We start from the raw sequence: 22624 nt of genomic DNA, 5'->3' as shown, positions 1-22624 counted from the left end.
GCGGGCGGTGATTGCACACAAACTCTTTACAGACCGACGGACTAGCGGCGTGTATGTACGTGCGGGACGCAAAAAATCGGGAGGAGGTCTGGCTTCTCGATCACATCGAGGCGATGGGACTCGACGACACGGCGTTCCGCTCGCGCGACTACGTCGTCGCCATCGACGAGGAGTCGGGGGCGAAAGCCGGCTTCGGACGCATCCGCATCCACAAGGTCGCCGACGGCGACGACGTCTGCGAGTTGACCAGCATCGGCGTCCTCGAAGGGTGGCGCGGACAGGGCGTCGGCGCCCACGTCGTCGAGCGTCTGGTCGAGTACGCCGGCGACGAGGGGTTCGACGAGGTCTACGCGCTGACGAGCGAGGGGGGCTACCTCGCCCAGTTCGGCTTCCGGCGCATCGAGGACGGCGACCTGCCGACGGTGTTACGGGAGCGCCTCGAGGCCAAGCGCGAGGGCGTCGACCCCGGCGCGGTCCCCCTGCGGATCGAGGTCGACCGCTTCCGGATGCCCGAGCGCCTGCGCGAGGCGTTCAAGGGGGCCGCCGAGCGCGACGAGGGCGCCGACGAGGGCGAGTCCCCGGAGGACTTCGGCATCGACCCCGAGAAGGCGACCTACAAGTACGACACCGGGCGGTGAGAACCGGACCGACGCTCACCCGTCGTCCCCGCTCCTCCCCGCCGTGACGTCCGCGTCCGCACCCGCCGAGTCCCGCCGGTGGAAGCCGTGCCTGAACGCGACCCAGCCGACGGCGGCGACGAACAGCATCGGCGGGAGGATCGCGAACGCCCACAGCGGTTCGAGCCCCCAGCCGAGCAGGACGATCAGGTTGAACAGGCCGACGGCGAGAAACGGCGCGACGTACAGCGCCGCTCGCCGGCGGTCGATCGTCGCGTCGTCGGTCCGCGCGCCCGTTCGCACGTCCGGGTCGTCGACGTCCCGAAAGAAAAACGTCCGTGGCGCTCCACGTGACGGTCGTGAACGACGAACGGTCGGACGCGACTGACGGTTCGGCCGACGCGGACGAGCGCACCCGCGTCTGGCTCGTCGAGCGAACGTACTCCGACGACGAACTGAACCTCATCATCCTCGTCTACGCGACCGAGGACGGGACGCGGTACCACCGCCGCGAGCGCGCGCTGCCGAGTTTCACCGGGCCCGCACGGGAGACGAAGGCGAGCCTGCTCGTCCCCGACGAGGCCCTCGGCGACGTGGACGACCCGGAGACGCGCGAGCGGTACGCGGCGGAGGCGACGCGGATGGCGAGCCGACACGGCCCCGACGACGCGGTCTGACCGGGTAAACCCGGGGCGGCGCCCGACGCGTTTGGTGAACTTTCAAGCCACGGGCAACCGTCCGTAACGATAATGTTCGATTCCGACGACCTCGAGGCGATCCGCTCCGGGCGCGAGGAGTGGCACGAGGAGGAGGTCGACCCCGTCCTCGACCGGTTCGGCGAGCGCGAGGAGACGTTCACGACGGACACCGGCGGCCAGGAGGTCGACCGGCTCTACACCCCCGACGACGTGGCCGACCTCGACTACCGGGAGGACCTCGGCTTCCCCGGCCGGCCGCCGTACACCCGCGGGGTGTACTCGACCGGCTACCGGGGCCGGCTGTGGACGATGCGCCAGTACGCGGGCTTCTCGACGCCCGAGGACACGAACGAGCGGTTCCACTACCTGCTCGATCAGGGACAGACGGGGCTGTCGATGGCGTTCGACCTGCCGACCCAGATGGGCTACGACTCCGACGCCGACATGGCCGCCGGCGAGGTCGGCAAGGCCGGGGTGGCGATCGACACCCTGCGGGACATGGAGACCGTCTTCGACGGCATCCCGCTCGACGAGGTCTCGACGAGCATGACGATCAACGCGCCCGCGTCGGTGCTGCTGGCGATGTACATCGCCGTCGGCGACCGGCAGGGCGTCGACCGCGAGGAACTTCGCGGGACGATCCAGAACGACCTCCTCAAGGAGTACGTCGCGCGCAACACCTACATCTACCCGCCGGAGCCGTCGATGCGGATCATCACGGACATCTTCGACTTTTGCGCCTCGGAGACGCCGAAGTTCAACACCATCTCCATCTCCGGCTACCACATCCGCGAGGCCGGGTCGACCGCCGCACAGGAACTCGCGTTCACCCTCGGGAACGGCATCGAGTACGTCGAGGCGGCCATCGACGCGGGACTCGACGTCGACGAGTTCGCCCCCCAGCTTTCCTTCTTCTTCAACGGCCACAACAACATCTTCGAGGAGGTCGCGAAGTTCCGCGCCGCCCGGCGGATGTGGCACGACATCATGGACGACCGCTTCGACGCCCGGAACCCGAAGTCCAAACAGCTCAAGTTCCACACCCAGACCGCGGGCTCGATGCTCACCGCCCAGCAGATCGAGAACAACGTCGTCCGGGTCGCCTATCAGGCGCTCGCCGCGGTGCTCGGGGGCACCCAGAGCCTGCACACGAACGGCAAGGACGAGGCGCTCTCGCTGCCGACCGAGGAGTCGGTCCGGACGGCCCTGCGGACCCAGCAGATCCTCGCCCACGAGTCCGGCGCCGCCGACACGATCGACCCGCTGGCGGGCAGTTACTACGTCGAGAGCCTGACCGACGAGGTCGAGGCCGAGGCCTACGACATCTTAGCGGAGGTCGAAGAGCGCGGCGGGATGCTCGACGCCGTCGAGTCCCAGTGGGTCCAGCGGCAGATCCAGGAGACCGCCTTCGAGCGCCAGAAGGAGATCGAGTCGGGCGAGCGGATCATCGTCGGCGTCAACGAGTTCGAGGTCGACGAGGAGCCCACGATGGACGTCGAGGAGGTCACCGAGGAGGACGAGCGCCGGCAGATCGACCGCCTCGAGTCGGTCCGCGCGGAGCGCGACGACGAGGCCGTCGACGCGACGCTCGAAGCGCTCCGTGAGGCGGCCCGGACGGACGAGAACCTCATGCCCCGCATCGTCGACGCGGTCAAGGCGTACGCGACGGTGGGCGAGATCTGCGACGTGCTGCGCGAGGAGTTCGGGGAGTACCACCCCGGGAGCGCGGTCTGAGCCTCAGATGTGGTCCTGGTCTTTCAGCTGCTCGATGACGTCGTCGACGAAGGAGTCGACGTCGTCGTAGGGGAAGTCACCCCCCGAGAGCTTCGTGTTCAGTTCCATCGCCGTCATCGAGAAGTCCCCGGACTCGAACGTCGTCCCCGGACCGTTCGGCAGCGCCGGAACGAGGTCCATCGGGCTCGAGATGGGGTAGTCCGCGCCTTCGAACGCCTCGGTCATCTGTTCGCGGAGTTCGGCTTCGTCTGCCATTGCATGCCGGAGTTCGGAGTGATAAATAATAAATTTTGAGGTAGTTGGGACGGCGGGCGTCCGGAATCGGCCCGGGCGGGCGATTTTGCCGGCGTGAGAGGTGCCACAACAGTAATGAGTCCGGCGACTCCTGTCGAAGGTATGGCCAAGGATACCGTCAGATATCCGGACGAGGTCGTCGAGCAGATCGACGCGCTCGTCGAAGACGGTATGTTCGAGAGCAAGTCGGAGTTCTATCGCTTCTCCGCGGAGTACGTCCTGACGCTCATCGATCCGGAACACGACCCCCGGACGTTCAACTTCGAGGAGATCAAGTCCGAACTCGCCATCGACGAGCAGGCTTGCGCCGACGCGGTCGGTACGGACGGGGGGACGCCGTTTCTCGACGCCGTGATCGCCGTCCGGAAACGCGGCCTGCGGGGGGAGTACGAGGAGGCCGAGCGGTTCATCGACGCCCGCTACGACCCCTCGGACCGCGAGTGTCTCATTCTGGAGGAACTGCTCGGCACCTACCGCAAGACGGACGACGGGTCGGTCTGACGGGGTGGCTCACTGGAGGCGGCGGTCGTTCGCCGCCCGGTCGAGGATCTGTCCGACCGCCCAGGCCGCCCAGAGGGCGACCAGCGCGAGCAGGACGACCATCTCGCGGCGGACGAGCGTCCCGTGCCAGATCGCGAGGACGACCGCCATCGTGACGATCGCGATCATCGCGACCCCGAAGACGTCGTAGAACGTCCGGGGCCGACGGAGGCTGGGGAGGCGCACGGTAGCCATCCGAACGCTACGTCGCCGCGAGGTAAAGCCCCTTGCCCGCGGCGAATCGGCCCTTTTTTGTCGCCGGTCGGGAAATCGGAATCGAGACGAACGGTCGATCCGAACCGACCGACTGCCGGCGGTCTCCCGGGACGCTACATGACGCGTAACTACCGCATCTACGTCGACTATCGCGCGAGTCTGAGCCTCGTCGGTACCGTCTGCAAGTACATCGCGCTGCCGCTGTCGCTCCCGCTGGGCGTCGCGGTCGTCTACGGCGAGAGCGTCCTCCCGTTCGTCGTCGCCGTCGCCGTCGCCATCGCCGGCGGGACGGCGCTCGAACGCCTCGACCCCGACCCCGAAGTCGGCCACCGCGAGGGGCTCCTCGTCGTCTCGCTGGCGTGGCTGTTCGTGCCGCTGCTCGGAACCGTACCCTACCTCGTCGCCGGGCAGGGTACCGTCGCCACCCCGGCCAACGCGCTGTTCGAGTCGATGTCCGGCTTCACGACCACCGGCGCGACCGTCCTCGACGACATCTCCTTTGCCACGCACTCGCGGTCGATCCTCATGTGGCGCCAGCTTACCCAGTGGCTCGGGGGACTCGGGATCATCGTGATGATGGTCGCCATCCTCCCGCAACTGTCGGTCGGCGGCGCGCAGTTGATCCGCGAGGAGGCGCCGGGGATCGACGTCGAGAAGCTCACCCCGCACATCCGCGAGACAGCCCGCCTGCTCTGGACGGTCTACATCGCGCTCACCGTCGCCGCGGTCGCCGTCTACTACGGGCTCAACCTCGCGGGGCTCGCGGAGAACATGGACCTCTACAACGCCGTCGCCCACGCGTTCACGACGCTGCCGACGGGCGGCTTCTCCCCCGAGGGTCGGAGCATCGAGGCGTTCTCGCCGGCGATCCAGTGGGTGATGATCCCGTTTATGATCGTCGCCGGCACCAACTTCGCGCTGCTGTGGCACGTCTCGCGGGGGCGGCCCCGCCGGCTCACCCGGAACGGCGAGTTCCGGACGTACCTGCTCGCGCTCGCCGCCCTCGGCGTCTTGCTGGCGGCCCTGCTCTACGTCGGCGAGGGGCTGGCGTACCTTCCCGAGGAGGTCGCCCCCATCGCCGGCGACGTCGAGCACGCGCTGCGGCAGGCGTTCTTCCAGGCCGCGGCGATCGTGACGACGACGGGCTACGCGAGCATGGACTTCGACGCGTGGAGCGCCCCGGCGAAGGTCGCGCTCCTGTTCGCGATGTTCCTCGGCGGCTCCGCGGGTTCCGCCGCCGGATCGATAAAGATCGTCCGGTGGTACGCGATCGGGAAGGCGGCCCGGCGCGAACTGTTTACCTCCGTCCATCCCGAGGCGGTTCGCCCGCTTCGCACGTCCGGCGAGATAATCGACGAGGAGACCCTCAGCGGCCTGTTCGTCTTCACGCTCCTCTTTCTCGCCATCTTCGCCCTCGGGACGATGCTGCTCTTCCTCGACGCGATCAGGACGCCCGGCCTCGATCTGGACGCCATGGAGGCGCTGAGCGCCTCGGCCGCGACCATCGGGAACGTCGGCCCGGGGTTCGGGGTCGTCGGCCCGATGGGCAACTACGAGCCGTTCTCGACCGCCTCGAAGCTGCTGCTGGTGTTCCTGATGTGGATCGGCCGCCTCGAGATCCTCTCGGTGCTCGTGATCCTGACGCCGTCGTACTGGCGGCGCTGACTCACGGGTCGAACGGCTCGCCGAGCGCCCCGAGGTCGAGGTGTTCGCAGACGAGCGCCGCCGCCCGGTCGTACGGCGACGCGGGGTCCGACGGCGCCGCGGGATCGTCGGGTCGTTCCCGGCTCGCGTGACGGTACGCCGCGTCGACGAACGCCTCGCGGACGGCCCGCTCGTCGAACAGCCCGTGGAGGTAGGTGCCGAGGACCCGCCCGCGGGCCGCGCTCGACGCCCCGAGCGGCCGGGCGACCGGTTCGAGCGCCCGGGTCCGGCCGGCGTGGATCTCGTAGCCCGAGGCCGTCCCCGCGGTGCCTTCCAGCAGCGGCGAGGCGTCGCCGTCGATCGGAACGGTCGCGCGGTCGAGGCGTTTCTCCCCGGAGAACGTCGTCTCGACCGGCAAGAGGCCGATCCCGTCGACCGCGTCCGCGTCGCCGGTCCCCTCCAGCGAGGCGTTCAGGATGCGCTCGCCGAGCAACTGGTAGCCCCCGCAGACGCCGACGATCGGCCCGTCGAACCGCCGGAGCGCGTCGTCGAACCCCGCCGCCCGCAGGGCGAGCAGGTCGTCGACCGCGTTCTTCGTCCCCGGGAGGACGACGGCGTCGGCGTCGGCCAGCGGGTCGCGGTCGCCGGCGTCCTCGACGGGCACGTACGCAACCCGGACGCCCGGCACCGCCGCGAGCGCTTCGAGGTCGGTCGCGTTCGAGATGCGGGGGAGCCGCGGGACGGCGACGGTGACCGCCCGCTCCGCGGGGACGCCGTCGTCGGCGCCGTAGACGCCGCGCTCGCCGGTCCCGGGGAGGCCGACGCTGTCCTCCTCGGGGAGGCCGGGGTCGTCGTACGGAAGGACGCCGAGGACGGGGACGCCCGTTCGCGATTCGATCTCCTCGATGCCGGGGTCGAGGAGGCTCGCGTCGCCGCGGAACTTCGTGATCGCCGCGCCGACGACGCGCTCGCGGAGGTCCTCGGGCAGCAGTTCGAGGGTGCCATAGAGGCTGGCGAACGCGCCGCCGCGCTCGATGTCGACCAGCAGGAGCACGGCCGCGTCGGCGAAGCGGGCCGTCTCGACGTTCGCGAGGTCCCGGTCGTGGAGGTTGATCTCGGCGATCGAGCCCGCCCCTTCGGCGATCACGACGTCGTGCTCGCTCGCGAGCCGCCGGTAGGAGGCCTCGGCGGCGTCCCGGGCCCGGTCCCAGTGCTCCGCGTAGTAGGCGCCGGCGGGGACGTGCTCGACCGCCCGGCCCCCCACGACCAGTTGGCTCTCGCCGTCGCCGCGGGGTTTGAGCAGGACGGGGTTGACGTCGGTCGTCGGGGTGACGCGGGCGGCCCGGCTCTGGACGAACTGCGAGACGCCGATTTCGCCGTACTCGCCCCCGTCGTCGCGCGCGCCCGCCGGCCGGACGACCACGCGGGCGTTGTTGCTCATGTTCTGGGCCTTGAACGGCGCGACGGCGACGCCGCGGTCGGCGAGGTGCCGACAGAGGCCGGCCGCGACGGTCGACTTGCCGACGTGGCTGGCCGTCCCCGCGACGAGGAGGGTCCGGGTCATGGCGTTCGTTCGAGCGGACGATCCGCCCCGGAGGGCTTCGGCGTGTCGGTTCGCGTCGCTACCCTGCCCGGTACCGCACGGCCCAGCGCGGGCCCGCCCGGCCGGAGAGCGCGAGGCCGACCAGCGCGAGGACGACGCCCGCGGCCGCCAGCGCCGCCGCGAGCGCCGGCGACGGCGGGACGACGACGAAGCCGGCGACGAGCGTGGGCACGAGCGCGACCCCGACGCCGAGGGTGAAAAGCGAGAAGCGGACGGCGTCGAAGAGGAACTCGTTGGGGTCGAAGCCGGCGACGTAGACTGTCAGCCCGTAGTAGTAGAGCGCGTAGCCCCCGAGCAGGACCGCGCCGACGGCGGCGTCGAGGAGCGTCGCGTCGAACCAGACGACGGCGCCGAGGTACGGCAGCGCCATCGCGGGCGTCCCGACGAGGAGGAAGGCGGTCCGCTTCGCCCCGAAGACCGCCTCGACGGAGACGGGGTAGGCGAGGTAGCCCTCGACGGAGTCGAACTGGGTCAGCCAGTTGTACGTCGTGAACGCGCTCAACCCGAGGACGCCGCCGAAGAAGATCCCGGGCGCGGGCTCGACGCCCGTGATGGCGTCGACGACGCCGACGAGGAACGCCACCAGCGCGAGCAGGATTCCCGCGGAGACGAACGGCTTCGCGACGCCGCCGGAGGACCGCGCGAGGTCGAGCAGCGTCTTCGCGACGAGGCCGCCGTCGTCGACCGGCAGCGCCCGTTCGAGGCGGGCGAACCGGTCGCTTGCCGTCCGCGACGGCCGGGCGTAGGCGGGGTCGTAGACGGCGACCGCGAGCGCGCCGACGAACGCGGTCCCGACGGCGAGGACGACGGCGTCGAAGCCGAGGCCGCCGTTGGCACCGAGCGCGCCCCAGACGGGCGCGAGGGCGCCCGTACTCCACGCGCCGGCCGCGGCGACGACGGCCGCGAGGGCGATCACCCACCCGGAGACGCCGCGGGTCCGGACGGCGACGGCGGCGACGGTGACGACCGTCCCGACGGCGAATGCCAGCGAGAGGCTGGCCCACGTCGCGAGGACGGTCGCGGGCGTCGCCGGCGAGAGCCCTTCCAGCGGGACGACCGCCAGCGCCATCGGCAGCACGAAGACGACGGCGTAGAACAGCGCGTCCTTCGCGACGAAGAGGCCGAGCAGCCGTCGCCGGGACAGCGGCAGCGTCGTCGGCGTCGAGAGCAGCAGCGACAGCCGGCCGAAGACGTTTTCGAGCATGTCCGAGCCGGCGAACGCGGCGGTGCCGCTGTAGAGGCCGAACGCGAGCGCGAAGACGTGCAGGCCGGTCACGACGCCGTCGGGGTCGGTCCCGGTGGCCGTGAGCCCGACGGCGCCGGCGACGGCCAGCGCGGCCAGCAGGACCGGGAAGAGCACGAACCGCCAGCCGCCGAACAGTTCGGTGTGGAGGCGCCACTCCTCGAGGAAGAGCAGGCGGAACGTCCGCCAGTCGGTCCGGGCGCTCATGGTTTCGGTTCGGCGCTCGTCCCGCCGTCGGCCGCCGCCACCCCGCCCGACGGGAGGTCGCGGGCGTCGGCGTCGTCGACGCGTTCGAGGAAGACGTCGAGCAGGCCCTCCGTACCGTCACCGACCGCGCGCTCGGCGACGACGGCGCCGTCGGCGACGATGCCGACGCGGGTGCAGATGTCCTCGGCGACGTCGATGTTGTGCGTCGAGACGAAGACGGCGTTGTCCGCGGCGGCGTACGAGACGAGGAAGCGCTTGACCTGCTCCTGGACGAGCGGGTCGAGGTTCGCCAGCGGCTCGTCGATGAACACCACCTCGGGCTCGTGGAGGAACGCCTGCGTGATCATCACCTTCTGCTGTTGGCCCCGCGAGAGGTCCGTGTGCAGCGTGTCGAGTTTCGCACGAAAGCCAAGCCGGTCGGCCCAGACGTCGACCCGCTCGGCGACGAGTTCCGGGTCGAGGTCACGGACGTTCCCGACGAACTCGAAGTACTCCCGCGGGGTGAGGAAACTCGGCGGCGACTCCTGCTCGGGGAGGATGCCGACCCGCCGGCGGGTCTCGATGGGGTCGGCCGTCGGGTCCGTCCCGAGCACCTCGACGCGGCCCGCGTCGGGGGCGACCTGTCCGGTCAGGATGCCTATCGTGGTCGTCTTTCCGGCGCCGTTCGGGCCGAGGAAGCCGAACAGTTCGCCGCGGGACACGTCGACGGACAGTCCCGTCAACGCGTCGACCGAACCGTACGACTTCTCGACTCCGTCCGCACGTATGACCGACATCAGCTATCCGGCCTTTCTCGGTAGCCGATAATAACTGTGCTGGCGCCGACGATTAGAACTCGGTGCCCCGGCGGGCGCGCTGGCCGTCGTCGATCGGGTGGCGCTCCTTGGCGACGCGGGTGACGAGGTCGGCCGCGTCGCGGAGGTAGTCGGGCCGCTCGTGGCTCCCCGACAGCACCAGTTCGAGGTACTCGGGCTTTCGCTCGATCAGGTCGAGCACGTCGGCCTCGGCTAGCAGGCCGCGGTCGGCGGCGTAGAGGACTTCGTCGAGGATCAGCATGTGGACGCCCGCCTCGGGCGGGGGCGTCTCGGCGTCGGTTCCGGGGACCTCGGTCCCGTCGCCCTCGCGGACGATCGGTTCCGTCAGGTCCGCCGCGGCGGCGTCGAGGAGGTCGCGGGCGCGTTCTAGTCCCGCTCGCGCCTCGGCCTCGTGGTCGGCCTCGTCGCTGCCGTCGGCCATCCCGTGCCAGCCGTAGTGGCCGCGGTTCTCGTAGCTGAACCCGGGGAGGGCGGCGATCGCGTTGTACTCCCCGCGGACGGGCGCGACGCTCGACGCGCCGCCTTTCATGAACTGGAGGAGGTGGACGCGGTAGCCGTGGCCGACCGCGCGCATCCCCATCCCCAGCGTCGCCGTCGTCTTCCCCTTCCCGTCGCCCCACCAGACCTGCACCAGTCCGAACTCCTCGGGGGCGGCGGGGTCGATCGGTTCGGCCTCGGGGGTGTGCCCCTCGCCGGGCGTGTTCGAGACGACGGGGTCGGTCGGGTCGTCTCCCATGCGACGCGGGACGCGCCCGACGGATGAAGCTCCCGACGCGCCGTCGCTCACTCCGCGGCCGACTCGTCGGCCTCGCAGACGACCACCGGCCGGTCCGACGACAGCAGGACGTCCTGGGTGACGCTCCCGAACAGCGCCTTCCCGGTCGGCGTGCGCTTCCTGCCGGCGAGACAGAGCAGGTCCACGTCGCGCTCGTCGGCCGTACGAACGATGTTCTCGGGCGGGTTGCCGCTCGTCTCCGCGAGTTCGACCTCCACGCCACGCTCCTCGAGGACCGACTTGGCCCGCCTGACGGCGCCGATCTGGTGGACCGACGCCCCCGAGGGGTTCTCCTCGAAGACGTGCAGCAGGATCGCGCGGATCGACGCGTCGGCGCCGGGGAAGCCGGCGACGGTCTCCGCCTGCGAGAGCGCTCGCGACTCGTTTCCGTCGATCGGGACGAGTACCTCGTACATACTTACCGATTCACTGTCCGGGACACTTATACGGACGGGCGCTTCCCCCAGCGGGAGAATCGGGCGATGCGAGGAGCTTTATCCCGGCCGCCTCCCTAGGACGACCCAACGATGTACAACGACGTTCTCGTCCCGACCGACGGAAGCGAGGGGACGCGTCAGGCGATCGGCCACGCCCTCGTCGTCGCCCGGCAGTTCGACGCGACCGTCCACGCGCTGTCGATCGTCCCCGAGGGGCCCTACGGCACGCTCGAAGGCGAGGAGGAGAGCGCAAGCGCCGAGGCGGACGCCGAACGCGCCGTCTCCCGCGTCGCCGACGACGCCGCCCGCAAGGACCTCGACGTTCGAACCGAGGTCCGGCGGGGAGTCCCCGACGAGGAGATCCTGGCCTACGCCGACGAGAACGACGTCGACGTGATCGTCATGGGGACCCACGGGCGAACGGGCCTCGACCGCGTCCTCGTCGGCAGCGTCACCGAGCGCGTCGTCAGGAACGCCGAGATCCCCGTCCTCACGGTCCGCGCGAGCGACCAGCCTCGCATCTCGGACCCCGAGGACGCCGGCGAGCGGGCGCTCGAAGCGCTCGCGGAGGACGGCTACGACGACGCCTCGCTGCTCGAGGAGCCACACCGGGCCAGCAACTCCTGGATCGTCACCGCCGAGACCGCCGACGGCAAGACGCAGGTCCACGTCGACGCCCGGACCGGCGGCGCGCGGATCGCCCACCTCGACGGCTGAGGGGACCGCTCAGAACAGCCCCTGGATCGAGCCGTCCTCGTCGACGTCGATGTCGAGCGCGGCCGGTTCCGCCGGCAGGCCGGGCATCGTGAGCACGTCCCCCGTCAGGGCGACGACGAAGCCGGCGCCGGCGGCCGGGTAGAGTTCCCGGACGGTGAGCGTCCAGTCGGTCGGCGCGCCCTTCGTCGCCGGATCGTCGCTGACGGAGTGTTGGGTCTTCGAGACGCAGACGGGCAACCGGTCGAGGCCGTCGGCCGCCAGCCGGTCGACGTCGGCCCGCGCGCCGTCGGTGAACTCGACGCCGTCGGCGCCGTAGACCTCCGTCGCGACGGTTTCGAGCTTCGATTCGAGCGACTCGTCGAGGTCGTACAGCGGCGCGAACGACGACCCCGCCGCGGCGAGGTCGCGGACGGTCTCCGCGAGGTCGAGCGCCCCCTCGCCGCCGTGGTGGTACGCCTCGGAGACGGCGACCGGAATCTCGCGGGCCTCGCACTCCTCGACGACGGCCGCGAGTTCGGCGTCGGTGTCGCCCTCGAACCGGTTGAGCGCGACGACGAACGGCAGGCCGAACGACGAGACGACGTTCGCGTGGTGTTCGAGGTTCTCGAAGCCGGCGCGTACCGCCTCGACGTTCTCCTCGTCGAGGCGTTCCTCGTCGGCGGGCCACTCGCCCAGCCCGTGGTACTTGAGCGCCCGGACGGTCGCCACGACGACGGCGACGTCGGGGACGACCCCCTCGCGGGAGACGACGTCGGCGAACTTCTCGAAGCCGAGGTCGGCCGCGAACCCCGCCTCGGTGACGAGGTAGTCCGACAGCGCGAGGCCGACGCGGTCGGCGACGAGCGTGTTGGTCCCGTGGGCGATGTTCGCGAACGGGCCGCCGTGGACGAACGCGGGCGTCCCCTCGACGGTGCCGACGAGGTTGGGCCGGAACGCGTCGGTCAGCAGCGCCGTGGCCGCGCCGGCGACGCCGAGGTCGTCGACGGTGACTGGCTCCCCCTCGTGGTCGTAGGCGACGATCACGCGGGCGATCCGCCGTTTCAGGTCCGCGAGGTCGCTCGCGAGTCCGAGGACGGCCATCAGTTCCGAGGCGGCGGTGATGCGGAAGCCGTCCTCACGGGGGACCCCGTGGGCCGACCCGCCGAGGCCGACGACGGTCTCCCGGAGCGCGCGGTCGCTCACGTCGAGCACCCGTGGCCAGACGACCTCGCGGACGTCGATTCCGCGGTCGTTGCCGTGGTGGACGTGGGCGTCGAGGGCCGCCGCGATCAGGTTGTGCGCCGCCGTGATCGCGTGGATGTCGCCCGTGAAGTGGAGGTTGATGTCCTCCATCGGGAGCACCTGCGAGTAGCCCCCGCCGGCGGCCCCGCCCTTGATGCCGAAGACGGGGCCGAGCGACGGTTCGCGGACGGCGACCGCGGCGCGCTCGCCGAGGCGGTCGAGCGCCTGTCCGAGGCCGACGGTCGTGACCGTCTTGCCGGCGCCGGCCGGCGTCGCCGTCATCGCCGTCACGAGGACGAGCGTGCCGTCGGCCTCGGCGTCGAGCGAGCGCGAGAGCGCGTCGTCGGTAAGCTTCGCCACGTGATCGCCGTGGCGGTCGAGGTCGTCCGCCGCGAGGCCGAGGCCCGCCGCGACGTCCTCGATCGGCGCTGGCTCCGTCGACCGGGCGATTTCGAGGTCGGACGGGACTGACGGGAGCGACGAGGATGGCACTCGGGACATACGTTCGAGTTGTCCGCGCGGTGACGACAAACGGCCAGCCGATTCCCGACCGCTGGGAAGGCCACGGTCGCCGCCGGTCGGTCGGCCGCTCGACGGAGCGCACTGTTAGGAGGACGGTTCTTGCTACGTGGCACCGTACGACGTACTAGAGTACACTGATGAAGGAGAGCCGACGGAAGCCGAAGCCGGACGCCGGCCGCCGACTCACGGCGGCGTCCGAACCCAGCCTGCGAGTAATCGAGGTCGTCGCGGACGCGATGGGCGTCGATCCGCTGGAGTGTCCGCCGATCTACGAGACGATCGACCTCTCGGCGCTGGACGAGTTGTTCAGGGGCCGGGAGGACGCCGCGGGGCGGGTCACGTTCGAGTACGAGGGGTTCGTGGTCGACGTGCCGGCTACCGGGCCCGTCACCGTCTCGCGGCGGGTCGACGAGGAGTGAGTCAGTCGTCCGCCGCCACGCGCTCGGCGAACTTCTCGCGCACCTCGTCTATCTTCGGCGCCGCGTGCATCCGGCAGTAGGCGTCGGTGGGGTTCTTCTCGAAGTAGTTCTGGTGGTACGTCTCGGCCTCGTAGAACGTTTCGAGGGGTTCGGTCTCGGTGACGACCTCGTCGTCGTAGACGTCGGCCGCCTCGAGTTCCTCGACGAACGCCTCGGCGAGTTCGAGTTGGCGGTCGTCGTGGGCGTAGATCGCCGAGCGATACTGCGTGCCCACGTCGGGGCCCTGCCGGTTCAACTGGGTCGGGTCGTGGATCGTGAAGAAGACCTCCAGCAGGTCGTCGTAGCCGATCTCGTCGGGGTCGTACGCGACCTGCACCACTTCGGCGTGGCCGGTCTCGCCCGTACACACCTGCTCGTAGGTTGGGTCCTCGACGTGGCCGCCGGCGTAGCCGGAGGTGACCGACTCCACCCCGTCGAGTTCCTTCATCGCGGCCTCGATACACCAGAAACAGCCGCCGCCGAACGTGGCTCGTTCCATAGCCCCCGGTAGGTCTCGGTCGGGCAAAGGCCTGACGGGGGCGGCCGCCTCACGACTCGCCCGACTCGTCCGTCGCCTCCGACCGGTCGCCGTCGGCCGACTCCGGGAGGACGCGGGGATCTGCGGGCTCGTCGCCGCGGTTCGCGTCGTCGCGCTCGAAGAGGTAGAAGACGGCGCCCGCGAGGACGATCACGAGCAGGCCCGGGACGGGCACCGTCGGCACGAACAGGTACAGCAGCAGGCCCGCGCCGAGGGCGAGCGCGACGACCGCCGCCCACAGCCGCGGCCGCGAGACGCCGACGCGCCGGGCGTCGTGGTGGACCAGCAACGCGGCGCCGGCGACGGCCGCGAGGGCGACCAGCAACGCGGGGAGCGAGGGCGTCGCCATACGTCTTCGAGTTCGTCGGTCGGCGGATAAGCGTTCCGCGTCAGTCGACGACGGCGACCGCCCGGACCGGCGAGGCGTCCGCGTCGGGTATCGCGAGCGGGTAGGCGTGGAGGGCAAACCGGTCGGGGACGGCCCCGAGGTTCCGCAGGTTCTCGACGATCAGTCGCCCGTCGCCGAAGAGGACGCGGTGGACGGGGTAGCCGTCGGGTTCGTCGCCGGCATCCGCGCCCGGCGTCGGGTCGACGTTCGGCGCGTCGACCCCGAGGTGACAGCCGCGGTCGACGAGCCACTCGGCGGCGTCGGCGGTGAGGTACGGGTGGTCGAGGTAGCCGTCGGTTCCCCAGCGGGCCTCCCAGCCGGTGTGACAGACGAGGAGGTCGGCCGAGTCGGCCGCCCCCTCCGGGACGGCCGCGCGGAGCGTCGCCCGGTCGATCGGTTCTCCGGGGTCGAGCGGCCGGGGGTCCGCGACGACGGCGTCGAAGCGGAACGTCTCCAGCGGGAACTCGTCGAGGGTCGGCCCGTCGGCGAGCATGTGCGCCGGCGCGTCGACGTGGGTCCCCGCGTGGGAGTCGACCGAGATGCCGGTCGTGGCGTAGCCGTCGGCCTCGACCGTCGTCCGCCGCTCGACGTCGACGGGCGGGGTACCGGGGTAGACGGGCATTCCGGACTCGATCGGCCACGAGAGGTCGCGCGTGGGCATGGCCGACCCACGATCGGCGGCCGGAATAACGTGTCGGATCGCGCGGTAACGAGCGCCTACGGCCCGCTTTCCGACTCGTAAGATATTCCTTACATTTAATGCCCTGATGGTCGTAGCGTGAGCCATGTTCGATCTGACCGGTTTCCAGCGTGATCTCCTGCTCGTGACGGCGGGACTCGACGAACCCCACGGACTGGCGATCAAGGAGGAACTCGAGGACTACTACGAGTCCGAGATCCACCACGGACGGCTCTACCCGAACCTCGACACGCTCGTCGACAAGGGGCTCGTCGAGAAGGGCGAACTGGACCGCCGGACGAACTTCTACACCCTCACCCGCCGGGGCCGTCGCGAGATCGAGGACCGCCGCGAGTGGGAGAACCGGTACGTCGCCGACCTGCTGGCCGACGACTGACCACCCGCCGTCCGCACCCGCCGGACCGCCGCCCGCTGGCCCCGCTTGCCGTCCGCCGCCCGCTGGCCCCGCTTGCCGTCCGCCGCTCGTCGCTCTCCGTCCGCCGTCCGTCGTCCGCCTCTCGCCGCCCGCGCTCACCGCTCGCCGGCGATCTCCGCCTCGAAGCGGTCGAGGAACTCTTCGACGACCGCCCGCCGTCGCTCGGCCAGCCGTCGTCCCTCCTCGGTGTACATCCGGTCGGGCAGCGAGAGGATCTTCTTTCGCAGGTGGTTGACGCTCGTGTGTCCCGCGGGCGACTCGTCCGCCGAGACCGGGAGGTCGGGATCGTAGAACGGAATCCCGTGCTCGCCCCCGTAGGAGAAACACCGGGCGAGGCCGACCGCGCCGAGGGCGTCGAGGTTGTCCGCGTCGCAGAGCACCCGCGCCTCGACGGTCTCCGGGTCGACGTCGTTCGAGTAGCGGTGCGCGCGGACGCAGTGGGCGACGGCGTCGACCGTCCCCGGATCGAGGTCGAACTCGGCGAGGATCGACCGGGCCTCGCGGGCGCCCCACTCGGCGTGGTCGTCGACGGTCCCGGCCTCCTCGCCCGGTCGGCCGACGTCGTGCAGGAGGACGGCCAGCACCAGCACGCGCTCGTCGACGTCGTCGCGGTCGGCGGCCAGTCGACGCGCCAGCGCCTCGACGCGCTCGACGTGGTGCCAGTCGTGGGCGGGCGAGACGCGGCCGTCGAAGTACGAGCGGGCGACCGAACGGACCTCGTCGATCATACTCGTTCCGAAGGGTCCGGTCGCCTTGAATGTCAGGAATCGGATGCGATCGGTCCTCCAGCAGGGATGAAGTTATCGGGGTTCGAATGTAACTCCCGTCCGTGACGGTACCGGAAGTCGAGTCGGCGCTCGAACGCGCTGCCGAGCGCCGCGACCTGACGATTCTGGCCGCTCGCGACGTCGGGAGCCGCGCCTGGAACCTCGCCGACGAGAACAGCGACTACGACGTGGCCGTCGTCTTCGTCCAGGAGCCGACGGCGTACGCGACCGTCGGCGAGTACGTCGAGTCGGTCGCCGGCGAGCGCGAACCGGTCGAACTCCACGGCTGGAACGTCAGCCGGTTCGCCGAACTGCTCGTCGACTCCAACCCGGCGGCGTTCGAGTTCCTCCACAGCCCGCGTCGCTACCGCGAGTTCGAGCCGCTGTCGGCGCTCGAACGCGACGTCGGCTACCAGTTCGAGCCGAGCGCGCTCTACTACCACTACCGCTCGCTCGCGAACCGCCAGTACCGCAAGTACCTGCACGGTCGGCTGCTCGAGGGGGGCGACCTCGCGTACCTGATCGAGGAGGAAGGCGACGGGCGCGTGATCGCCCGGCGGCCCGACGACCCGCCGACCGACGCGCACCTGCGCGAGGTCGACCCCTCGTCGTACGAGCGCGGCCGGACCGACCGCACCGTCCGGCGCAACCTGTACGTCGCGCGTGCGGTCCTCTACGCGCGGTACGTCCGGGACATCCACCGGTTCCCGACGCTCGACTTCCCGGCGTTCCTCGAACACGAGGGCGACCGGTTCGACGACTCGTTCGTCGAGCGCGCCCGGGACCTCGTCGAGCGAAAGCGCGCCGGCGAGGGCGACGAGACGGTCGGTCGGGTCTTCGAGCCGTCGGAGGTCGCGCTCCCCGAAATCGACCCCGAGGACCACGCGACCGGCGGCGTCGACCGCGAGCGGGTGAACGACTTCGTCCGGGCCGCGTTCGACGCGACGTCGATCGGCCGGTGACGCCTCCCCGCCGGGGTTCGTCGTCGCGGCGGTCAGTCGGCCACGCGCCACGAGAGCAAGACGCCGTCGTCCAGTCGCTCGACATCTTCGAGGGCGAGTTCCGGGAACGCCTCGACGAACCCCTCGCCGTCGGCGGGCGTCGGCGCGTCTCGCCCGCCGATCACCGTCGGCCCGACAAACGCCGAGAGTTCGTCGACGAGGCCGGCGTCGAACAGCGAGAAGATGAGTTCGCCGCCGCCCTCGACCATGACCCGCTCCAGCCCCTCCGCCTGCAGCGCGGCGAACGCTCGCAGGAGGTCGACCCGGTCGTCGCCGGCGGTGACCAGCCGCGCCCGGTCGGCGAGCGCGGCCCGGGCGTCGACCGGTGCGGCCTCGCTCGTACAGAGGTACGTCGTCGCCTCGTCGTCGAGGACCCGCGCGTCGGGCGGGGTCCGCGCGCGGGAGTCGACCACGACACGGGCGGGGTTCTCGGATCGGCCGGCCTCGCGGCGGCGCTCGCGCAAGGCCGGGTCCTTGACGGTGAGGTGCGGGTCGTCCGCGAGGACGGTGCCGACGCCGACGACGACGGCGTCGCTGTCGGCCCGCAGGCGGTCGACGCGAGCGAAGTCCTCGTCGCCGCTGATCCGCACCTGCTCGCGCCGGCGCGTCGAGAGCTTCCCGTCGGCGCTCATCGCGACGTTGACGACGACGTGCATGCGCGTCCGTTCGAGCGGGCGGGGTAAATAGCCGGTCACCGCCGGATCACTTCCGCCGCACTGCGGGAACGCTTTTGATGCCGCCACTCGAAAGGCGATTGATGGATCTCGAAGCCCATGCCGAGGAACTCGCCTCCGACCTCGGCGTCGACAAAGAGGAGGTCAAATCCGACCTGCAGAACCTGCTCGAGTACAGCGTCCCGATCGACGAGGCCAAGGGGAGCCTCCGCCGGAAGTACGGCGACGGCTCCAGCGGCGGCGGGGGCGCCCCGTCAGCGAAGGCCATCGACGATATCACCACCGACGACGGGAACGTCACCGTCTCGGGCGTCGTCCTGACGGCGGGCAAACGGTCGATCCGCTACCAGGGCGACGACCACGTCATCGTCGAGGGACGGCTCGCCGACGAGACGGGCCGCATCGACTACACCGCGTGGGAGGACTTCGGCCTCTCGCCCGGCGACGTGATCACCGCGGGCAACGCCGGCGTCCGCGAGTGGGACGGCGAACCCGAACTCAACCTCGGCGAGAGCACCTCGCTGTCGTTCGAGGACGAACCGATCGACGTCCCCTACGAGGTCGGCGGCGAGGCGGACCTCGCCGACCTGCGGACGGGCGACCGCGCGGTGACAATCGAGGTGCGCGTCCTCGAGTGCGAGCGCCGGACGATCGACGGTCGCGACGGCGAGACGGAGATCCTGAGCGGCGTCTTCGGCGACGAGAGCGGTCGGCTCCCGTTTACCAACTGGAACCCCGACCCGGCGATCGAGGAAGGGGCGTCCGTCCGGATCGAGAACGCTTACGTCCGCGAGTTCCGCGGCGTCCCCGAGGTGAACGTCTCGGAGTTCTCGACGGTGACGCCGCTCGATCGCGACGTCGACGTCGGCGACGAGGCGCCGACGATGGAGGTCGGCGCGGCGGTCGCGACCGGCGGCGTCTACGACGTCTGTCTGGTCGGGAACCTGCTGGCCGTCCGCGACGGCTCCGGGCTCATCCAGCGCTGCCCGGAGTGCAACCGCGTCATCCAGAAAGGGCAGTGTCGCACCCACGGCAGCGTCGACGGCGTCGACGACCTGCGCGTGAAGGCGATCCTCGACGACGGCACCGGCACCGTCACCGTCGTCCTCGACGACGACCTCACCGAGGCGGTCTACGGCGGCGACGTCGACGACGCCCGCGAGGAGGCCCGCGACGCGATGGACCAGGAGGCGGTCGCCGACACCATCCGCGAGACGATCGTCGGCCGCGAGTACCGCGTCCGTGGTCACCTCTCGGTCGACGAGTACGGCGCGAACCTCGACGCCGTCTCCTTCGAGGAGAGCGACGACGACCCGGCCGACCGTGCCGCCGCCTTCCTCTCGGAGGTGCGGGCATGAGTTCCAACGGCGAGCGACCCGGCCGCGAGGTCGCCTACCGGCTGTTCGCCGCCGAGTACGACGACGCCTCGCTCTCGCACGCCGAGAGCGACGAGGAGCGCGCGCCGAACTACGTGATCACGCCGACGGGCGCCCGGGTCAACCGGCTGTTCGCCGTCGGGACGCTCACCGAGGTGACGCGGGTCAACGACGAGATGCTGCGCGCCCGCGTCGTCGACCCGACGGGCGCGTTCGTCGTCTACGCCGGCCAGTACCAGCCGGACGAACTCGCGACCCTCGAACGGCTCGACCCGCCCGCGTTCGTCGCGGTGACGGGCAAGGCCCGGACCTTCCAGCCGGAGGACTCGGACGTCGTCTACACCTCGATCCGTCCCGAGAGCGTCGCGACCGTCGACGGCGACACCCGCGACCGCTGGGTCGTCGGCGCGGCCGAGCGGACCGTCGAGCGCGTCGGCGCCTACGCGGCCGCCGCCGAACTCGACGCCTCCGGCGAGGCGCTGACCGACGCGCTGCTTGAGGCCGGCGTCGACCGGAGCCTCGCGAGGGGGATTCCCCTCGCCCAGCAGCACTACGGGACGACCCCCGCCTACCTCGACGGACTGCGCGACCTCGCGGTCGAGGCCGCCGAGGTCGTCGCCGGCGAGCGCGATCAGGTCGAGCGCTTCGACCGCCAGCCCGGCGACGCGAGCCCCGACGCGGCGGGCTTTGCCGCCCTCGCGGACGCCGCGGTCGCGTCGGCCGCCACCGGGGCCGAGGTCGAGGCGACGGCGGCCGACGTCGGCGGCGAGGAACCCGCGAGCGAGTCCGCGGACGCGAGCGCGGACGCCGAGGCCGATGGCGAGACAGGGGCGAGCGCGGCCGAAGCGTCCGCTGGCGAACCGGACGCCGCCGACGGCGACGGGACCGAGGCCGAACCGGCGACCGCCGAGTTCGACGAGTCGACCGACGTCGCCGCGGCCGACGACGACCTCGACGAACTGGGCGACTTCGAGTCCGACGGCCTGAGCGGGGACGAGGAGGCCGCCGAGGGGATGTACGAGATGGGCGACGAGGAGCGCGAGCGGATCGAGGAGGAGTTCGGCGCCGAGTTCACGACGGGAAGCGAGGTCGACGAACCCGGGGAGGCCGACATCGACGTTCCCGAACCGGAGGAGACGGCCGCAGACGCCGAGGAAGCCGACGCGGAGGAGCCCGGAACCGACGACGAACGCGAGACGCCGGACGGCGAGGGAGCCGAGCCCGAAGGGACGGCGGCGGGAGCCGACGCCGACGAGGCCGCGGCGGAAGGCGAAGACGTCGACGAAGGGGCCGAGACCGAGGGCGCCGGCGAACCGGCCGCGGACGTCGACCTCCAGGACTACGTCGTCGAGACGATGACCGACCTCGACGACGGCGACGGTGCCGACCGCGAGACGGTCCTCGAGACGGTCGCCGCGGACCTCGGCGTCGCCGAGGACGAGGTCGAGGCGGCCATCCAGGAGGCGCTGATGGGCGGCCGGTGCTTCGAGCCGGACGACGAGACGCTGAAGGCGATCTGACGCCGTGACCCGCGCCCTCGTCGAGCCGGTTCCGGACGCGCCCGCGGCCGTCGCCGCGACCGGCGACGAGCGCGCGCTGGTTGTCGCCGACTACCACGCCGGCTACGAGGCGGGGCTCCGCTACGAGCGCGGCGTCGACGTACCGAGCCGGGCCGAGGACAGACGCGAGCGACTGGGAGAACTGGTCGAGCGAACCCGGGTGGACCGGCTCGTCGTCCTCGGCGACCTGATGCACTCGATCGGCGACCCCGGCGGCGCCGAGCGCGGCGAACTGGAGGTGCTGTTCGAGTCGCTCCCTCCGGGGCTGTCGGTGACGCTCGCGAAGGGCAACCACGACGGCCGGATCGAGACGTGGCTCGACGGGATCGAGGTGTTGCCCGGCGACGGGGGCCGGCTCGGCGACGTCGGCGTCTGCCACGGCCACACGTGGCCGTCGCCGTCGGTCCTCGACGCCGAGGTCGTCTGCGTCGGCCACGAGCACCCGTTCGTCCGCCTCGAAGACGAGGTCGGCGGCACGCGGGTCGAACCCGCCTGGCTCCGCGGGCGACTCGACCCCGTCGCGTTCGCGGACCGGCCCGCCTACGACGGGCTGTCGTGGCTCGACGGCGGCGAGCCGCCGCGGCTGGTCGTCGTCCCGGCGTTCAACGACCTCGTCGGGGGGACGTGGGTGAACGTCGAGGGACAGTCGTTCCTCGCGCCGTTCCTGCCCGACGGCCTCGCCGACGGCGAGGCGTACCTGCTCGACGGGACGCGGCTGGGGCCGTTCCGGACGGTCTGATCAGTCGTCGATTTCGAGCGCTGCCCGCTCCTCAGAGTCGAGGTCGCCGTCGAGGAAGCGCCGGCCGAGGTCGGTCAGTTCGTAGATGCCGGGCATCGGCCTGTCGAGCAGGCCGCGCCTGCTCAGTTCTCGACAGCGGTGGCTGGCGTGGGGGGCACGACAGATCTTCGCGTCGTCGATCTGTTCGGGTTCGTAGACGTCGTCCTTGCGCATCTCCTCGAGGATCGGCACGTCCGCGGAGTCCATCCACTCGGCCTCGTACTCGGTCATGGCGTGTTGGTCGGTCGTTCTCGTTTCGGGGGGATAGCAGTCACGGTGCCGGGCCGGGTGCGCGAGTGCAAGCCCGACCCCCATCGGCCCGTCGGTCGAACCCGCGGGTATGCCGATCGAGACCTACCGCCTCGAACTGCGCGAGGACGACGCCGCGACGGGCCTCGACGTGACCGTCTACGGCGACGACGACCTCGTCGAGACGTCGACGCGGATCACCTACGAGGCCTACGGCCTCGAACCGGCCGCCGACCGCGAGGACCCGGCGCCGATCGAACGCGAGGTGACCGCCGACGTGACGACGACCGACGTGCAGTTCGAGCGCGACGGCGCGGGCTTTTCGGTTCGCCTGCTGGGCGACCGCGAGGTGTTGCTGGCCGAACGGGTCGACGACGAGTCCTGGGGGCTCGCGTGAGCCGAGAGCGAGGCGCTTATCCGCCGTTCGCCCCTACTCGC

Annotated in this window: 28 protein-coding genes; 13 read left to right on the top strand and 15 right to left on the bottom strand. The window is 71.1% G+C overall.

What is annotated here, in order from left to right; all coding sequences use genetic code 11:
• Nucleotides 1-53: 53 nt before the first annotated feature.
• Complete coding sequence (locus NKG98_RS05490; protein ID WP_254768657.1) at nucleotides 54-638, top strand: GNAT family N-acetyltransferase; 585 nt, start codon at nucleotides 54-56, stop codon at nucleotides 636-638.
• Between the two features lie 15 nt (nucleotides 639-653).
• On the opposite strand, the gene NKG98_RS05485 is transcribed toward NKG98_RS05490, so the two are convergent.
• Entirely contained in the window at nucleotides 654-920 is a 267-nt protein-coding gene (locus NKG98_RS05485) for a DUF8142 family protein (protein WP_254768656.1), read from the bottom strand.
• Nucleotides 921-976: 56 nt separating this feature from the next.
• Here NKG98_RS05485 and NKG98_RS05480 point away from each other — a divergent pair, with 56 nt between their 5' ends.
• Together NKG98_RS05480 and NKG98_RS05475 are read left to right on the top strand one after the other, a co-directional pair.
• Complete coding sequence (locus NKG98_RS05480; RefSeq protein WP_254768655.1) at nucleotides 977-1294, top strand: DUF7967 family protein; 318 nt, start codon at nucleotides 977-979, stop codon at nucleotides 1292-1294.
• A gap of 72 nt (nucleotides 1295-1366) precedes the next feature.
• The gene (locus NKG98_RS05475) at nucleotides 1367-3049 is read left to right on the top strand and encodes an acyl-CoA mutase large subunit family protein (RefSeq protein WP_254768654.1); all 1683 of its coding nucleotides are present in this window, start codon (nucleotides 1367-1369) and stop codon (nucleotides 3047-3049) included.
• A gap of 3 nt (nucleotides 3050-3052) precedes the next feature.
• Here the strand turns inward: NKG98_RS05475 and NKG98_RS05470 are convergent, their stop codons facing one another.
• Nucleotides 3053-3304: an MTH865 family protein gene (locus NKG98_RS05470; protein WP_254768653.1), complete on the bottom strand. Its 252-nt coding sequence runs from the start codon at nucleotides 3302-3304 to the stop codon at nucleotides 3053-3055.
• A gap of 141 nt (nucleotides 3305-3445) precedes the next feature.
• On the opposite strand from NKG98_RS05470, the gene NKG98_RS05465 reads away from it, so the two are divergent.
• Complete coding sequence (locus NKG98_RS05465; protein ID WP_254768652.1) at nucleotides 3446-3844, top strand: ribbon-helix-helix domain-containing protein; 399 nt, start codon at nucleotides 3446-3448, stop codon at nucleotides 3842-3844.
• A 9-nt stretch (nucleotides 3845-3853) separates the two neighbouring features.
• Here NKG98_RS05465 and NKG98_RS05460 read toward each other — a convergent pair whose 3' ends face one another.
• Nucleotides 3854-4078, bottom strand: coding sequence for a hypothetical protein (locus NKG98_RS05460; RefSeq protein ID WP_254768651.1), 225 nt, complete (start codon nucleotides 4076-4078; stop codon nucleotides 3854-3856).
• Between the two features lie 138 nt (nucleotides 4079-4216).
• On the opposite strand from NKG98_RS05460, the gene NKG98_RS05455 reads away from it, so the two are divergent.
• A complete protein-coding gene (locus NKG98_RS05455; protein WP_254768650.1) occupies nucleotides 4217-5764 on the top strand; it encodes a TrkH family potassium uptake protein in 1548 nt (515 codons plus the stop codon).
• A gap of 1 nt (nucleotide 5765) precedes the next feature.
• Here the strand turns inward: NKG98_RS05455 and NKG98_RS05450 are convergent, their stop codons facing one another.
• Genes NKG98_RS05450 through NKG98_RS05430 form a run of 5 tightly spaced genes read right to left on the bottom strand, consistent with a single transcriptional unit; the run spans nucleotide 5766 to nucleotide 10802 of the window.
• On the bottom strand, nucleotides 5766-7307 hold the full coding sequence (locus tag NKG98_RS05450; protein ID WP_254768649.1) for a cobyric acid synthase: 1542 nt from the start codon (nucleotides 7305-7307) through the stop codon (nucleotides 5766-5768).
• Nucleotides 7308-7365: 58 nt separating this feature from the next.
• A complete protein-coding gene (locus NKG98_RS05445; RefSeq protein WP_254768648.1) occupies nucleotides 7366-8796 on the bottom strand; it encodes a hypothetical protein in 1431 nt (476 codons plus the stop codon).
• A complete protein-coding gene (locus NKG98_RS05440; protein WP_254768647.1) occupies nucleotides 8793-9572 on the bottom strand; it encodes an ABC transporter ATP-binding protein in 780 nt (259 codons plus the stop codon). Before NKG98_RS05440 ends, NKG98_RS05445 begins: the two co-directional genes overlap by 4 nt.
• A 52-nt stretch (nucleotides 9573-9624) precedes the next feature.
• A complete protein-coding gene (locus NKG98_RS05435) occupies nucleotides 9625-10347 on the bottom strand; it encodes a cob(I)yrinic acid a,c-diamide adenosyltransferase (protein ID WP_254768646.1) in 723 nt (240 codons plus the stop codon).
• A 47-nt stretch (nucleotides 10348-10394) separates the two neighbouring features.
• Nucleotides 10395-10802, bottom strand: coding sequence for a universal stress protein (locus tag NKG98_RS05430; protein WP_254768645.1), 408 nt, complete (start codon nucleotides 10800-10802; stop codon nucleotides 10395-10397).
• Nucleotides 10803-10913: 111 nt separating this feature from the next.
• On the opposite strand from NKG98_RS05430, the gene NKG98_RS05425 reads away from it, so the two are divergent.
• Nucleotides 10914-11540 (top strand): universal stress protein, encoded by a 627-nt coding sequence (locus tag NKG98_RS05425; protein WP_254768644.1) that lies wholly within the window; start codon nucleotides 10914-10916, stop codon nucleotides 11538-11540.
• Between the two features lie 9 nt (nucleotides 11541-11549).
• Here NKG98_RS05425 and NKG98_RS05420 read toward each other — a convergent pair whose 3' ends face one another.
• Nucleotides 11550-13262, bottom strand: coding sequence for a formate--tetrahydrofolate ligase (locus NKG98_RS05420; RefSeq protein WP_254768643.1), 1713 nt, complete (start codon nucleotides 13260-13262; stop codon nucleotides 11550-11552).
• 158 nt (nucleotides 13263-13420) lie between these two features.
• On the opposite strand from NKG98_RS05420, the gene NKG98_RS05415 reads away from it, so the two are divergent.
• Nucleotides 13421-13702, top strand: coding sequence for a HalOD1 output domain-containing protein (locus tag NKG98_RS05415; protein WP_254768642.1), 282 nt, complete (start codon nucleotides 13421-13423; stop codon nucleotides 13700-13702).
• A 1-nt stretch (nucleotide 13703) separates the two neighbouring features.
• On the opposite strand, the gene msrA is transcribed toward NKG98_RS05415, so the two are convergent.
• The 3 genes from msrA to NKG98_RS05400 are packed head-to-tail and all read right to left on the bottom strand — an operon-like array spanning nucleotide 13704 to nucleotide 15328.
• Nucleotides 13704-14240, bottom strand: coding sequence for a peptide-methionine (S)-S-oxide reductase MsrA (gene msrA / locus NKG98_RS05410; RefSeq protein ID WP_254768641.1), 537 nt, complete (start codon nucleotides 14238-14240; stop codon nucleotides 13704-13706).
• A 49-nt stretch (nucleotides 14241-14289) separates the two neighbouring features.
• Nucleotides 14290-14628: a hypothetical protein gene (locus tag NKG98_RS05405; protein WP_254768640.1), complete on the bottom strand. Its 339-nt coding sequence runs from the start codon at nucleotides 14626-14628 to the stop codon at nucleotides 14290-14292.
• A gap of 40 nt (nucleotides 14629-14668) precedes the next feature.
• On the bottom strand, nucleotides 14669-15328 hold the full coding sequence (locus tag NKG98_RS05400; RefSeq protein ID WP_254768639.1) for a cyclase family protein: 660 nt from the start codon (nucleotides 15326-15328) through the stop codon (nucleotides 14669-14671).
• Between the two features lie 124 nt (nucleotides 15329-15452).
• On the opposite strand from NKG98_RS05400, the gene NKG98_RS05395 reads away from it, so the two are divergent.
• On the top strand, nucleotides 15453-15743 hold the full coding sequence (locus NKG98_RS05395; RefSeq protein WP_254768638.1) for a PadR family transcriptional regulator: 291 nt from the start codon (nucleotides 15453-15455) through the stop codon (nucleotides 15741-15743).
• A gap of 134 nt (nucleotides 15744-15877) precedes the next feature.
• On the opposite strand, the gene NKG98_RS05390 is transcribed toward NKG98_RS05395, so the two are convergent.
• On the bottom strand, nucleotides 15878-16510 hold the full coding sequence (locus NKG98_RS05390; RefSeq protein ID WP_254768637.1) for an HD domain-containing protein: 633 nt from the start codon (nucleotides 16508-16510) through the stop codon (nucleotides 15878-15880).
• A gap of 101 nt (nucleotides 16511-16611) precedes the next feature.
• Between NKG98_RS05390 and NKG98_RS05385 the strand changes: the two genes are divergently transcribed.
• Entirely contained in the window at nucleotides 16612-17511 is a 900-nt protein-coding gene (locus NKG98_RS05385; protein WP_254768636.1) for a DNA polymerase beta superfamily protein, read from the top strand.
• A gap of 32 nt (nucleotides 17512-17543) precedes the next feature.
• Here the strand turns inward: NKG98_RS05385 and NKG98_RS05380 are convergent, their stop codons facing one another.
• The gene (locus NKG98_RS05380; RefSeq protein WP_254768635.1) at nucleotides 17544-18206 is read right to left on the bottom strand and encodes a 2,5-diamino-6-(ribosylamino)-4(3H)-pyrimidinone 5'-phosphate reductase; all 663 of its coding nucleotides are present in this window, start codon (nucleotides 18204-18206) and stop codon (nucleotides 17544-17546) included.
• A 101-nt stretch (nucleotides 18207-18307) separates the two neighbouring features.
• Here NKG98_RS05380 and NKG98_RS05375 point away from each other — a divergent pair, with 101 nt between their 5' ends.
• From NKG98_RS05375 to NKG98_RS05365, 3 genes are read left to right on the top strand one after another with little or no spacing between them, the layout of a single operon-like run.
• A complete protein-coding gene (locus NKG98_RS05375; RefSeq protein WP_254768634.1) occupies nucleotides 18308-19582 on the top strand; it encodes a Single-stranded DNA binding protein in 1275 nt (424 codons plus the stop codon).
• Entirely contained in the window at nucleotides 19579-21120 is a 1542-nt protein-coding gene (locus NKG98_RS05370) for an RPA family protein (RefSeq protein ID WP_254768633.1), read from the top strand. Before NKG98_RS05375 ends, NKG98_RS05370 begins: the two co-directional genes overlap by 4 nt.
• A 4-nt stretch (nucleotides 21121-21124) precedes the next feature.
• Entirely contained in the window at nucleotides 21125-21898 is a 774-nt protein-coding gene (locus NKG98_RS05365) for a metallophosphoesterase (RefSeq protein ID WP_254768632.1), read from the top strand.
• Here NKG98_RS05365 and NKG98_RS05360 read toward each other — a convergent pair whose 3' ends face one another.
• Nucleotides 21899-22168: a hypothetical protein gene (locus tag NKG98_RS05360; protein ID WP_254768631.1), complete on the bottom strand. Its 270-nt coding sequence runs from the start codon at nucleotides 22166-22168 to the stop codon at nucleotides 21899-21901.
• Between the two features lie 109 nt (nucleotides 22169-22277).
• On the opposite strand from NKG98_RS05360, the gene NKG98_RS05355 reads away from it, so the two are divergent.
• A complete protein-coding gene (locus tag NKG98_RS05355; protein ID WP_254768630.1) occupies nucleotides 22278-22583 on the top strand; it encodes a hypothetical protein in 306 nt (101 codons plus the stop codon).
• The last annotated feature ends 41 nt before the right edge of the window (nucleotides 22584-22624 follow it).

This window comes from Salinilacihabitans rarus (genome assembly GCF_024296665.1).
GTDB classification, from domain to species: Archaea; Halobacteriota; Halobacteria; order Halobacteriales; family Natrialbaceae; genus Salinilacihabitans; species Salinilacihabitans rarus.
This window is presented reverse-complemented; position numbering and strand designations above follow the sequence as displayed.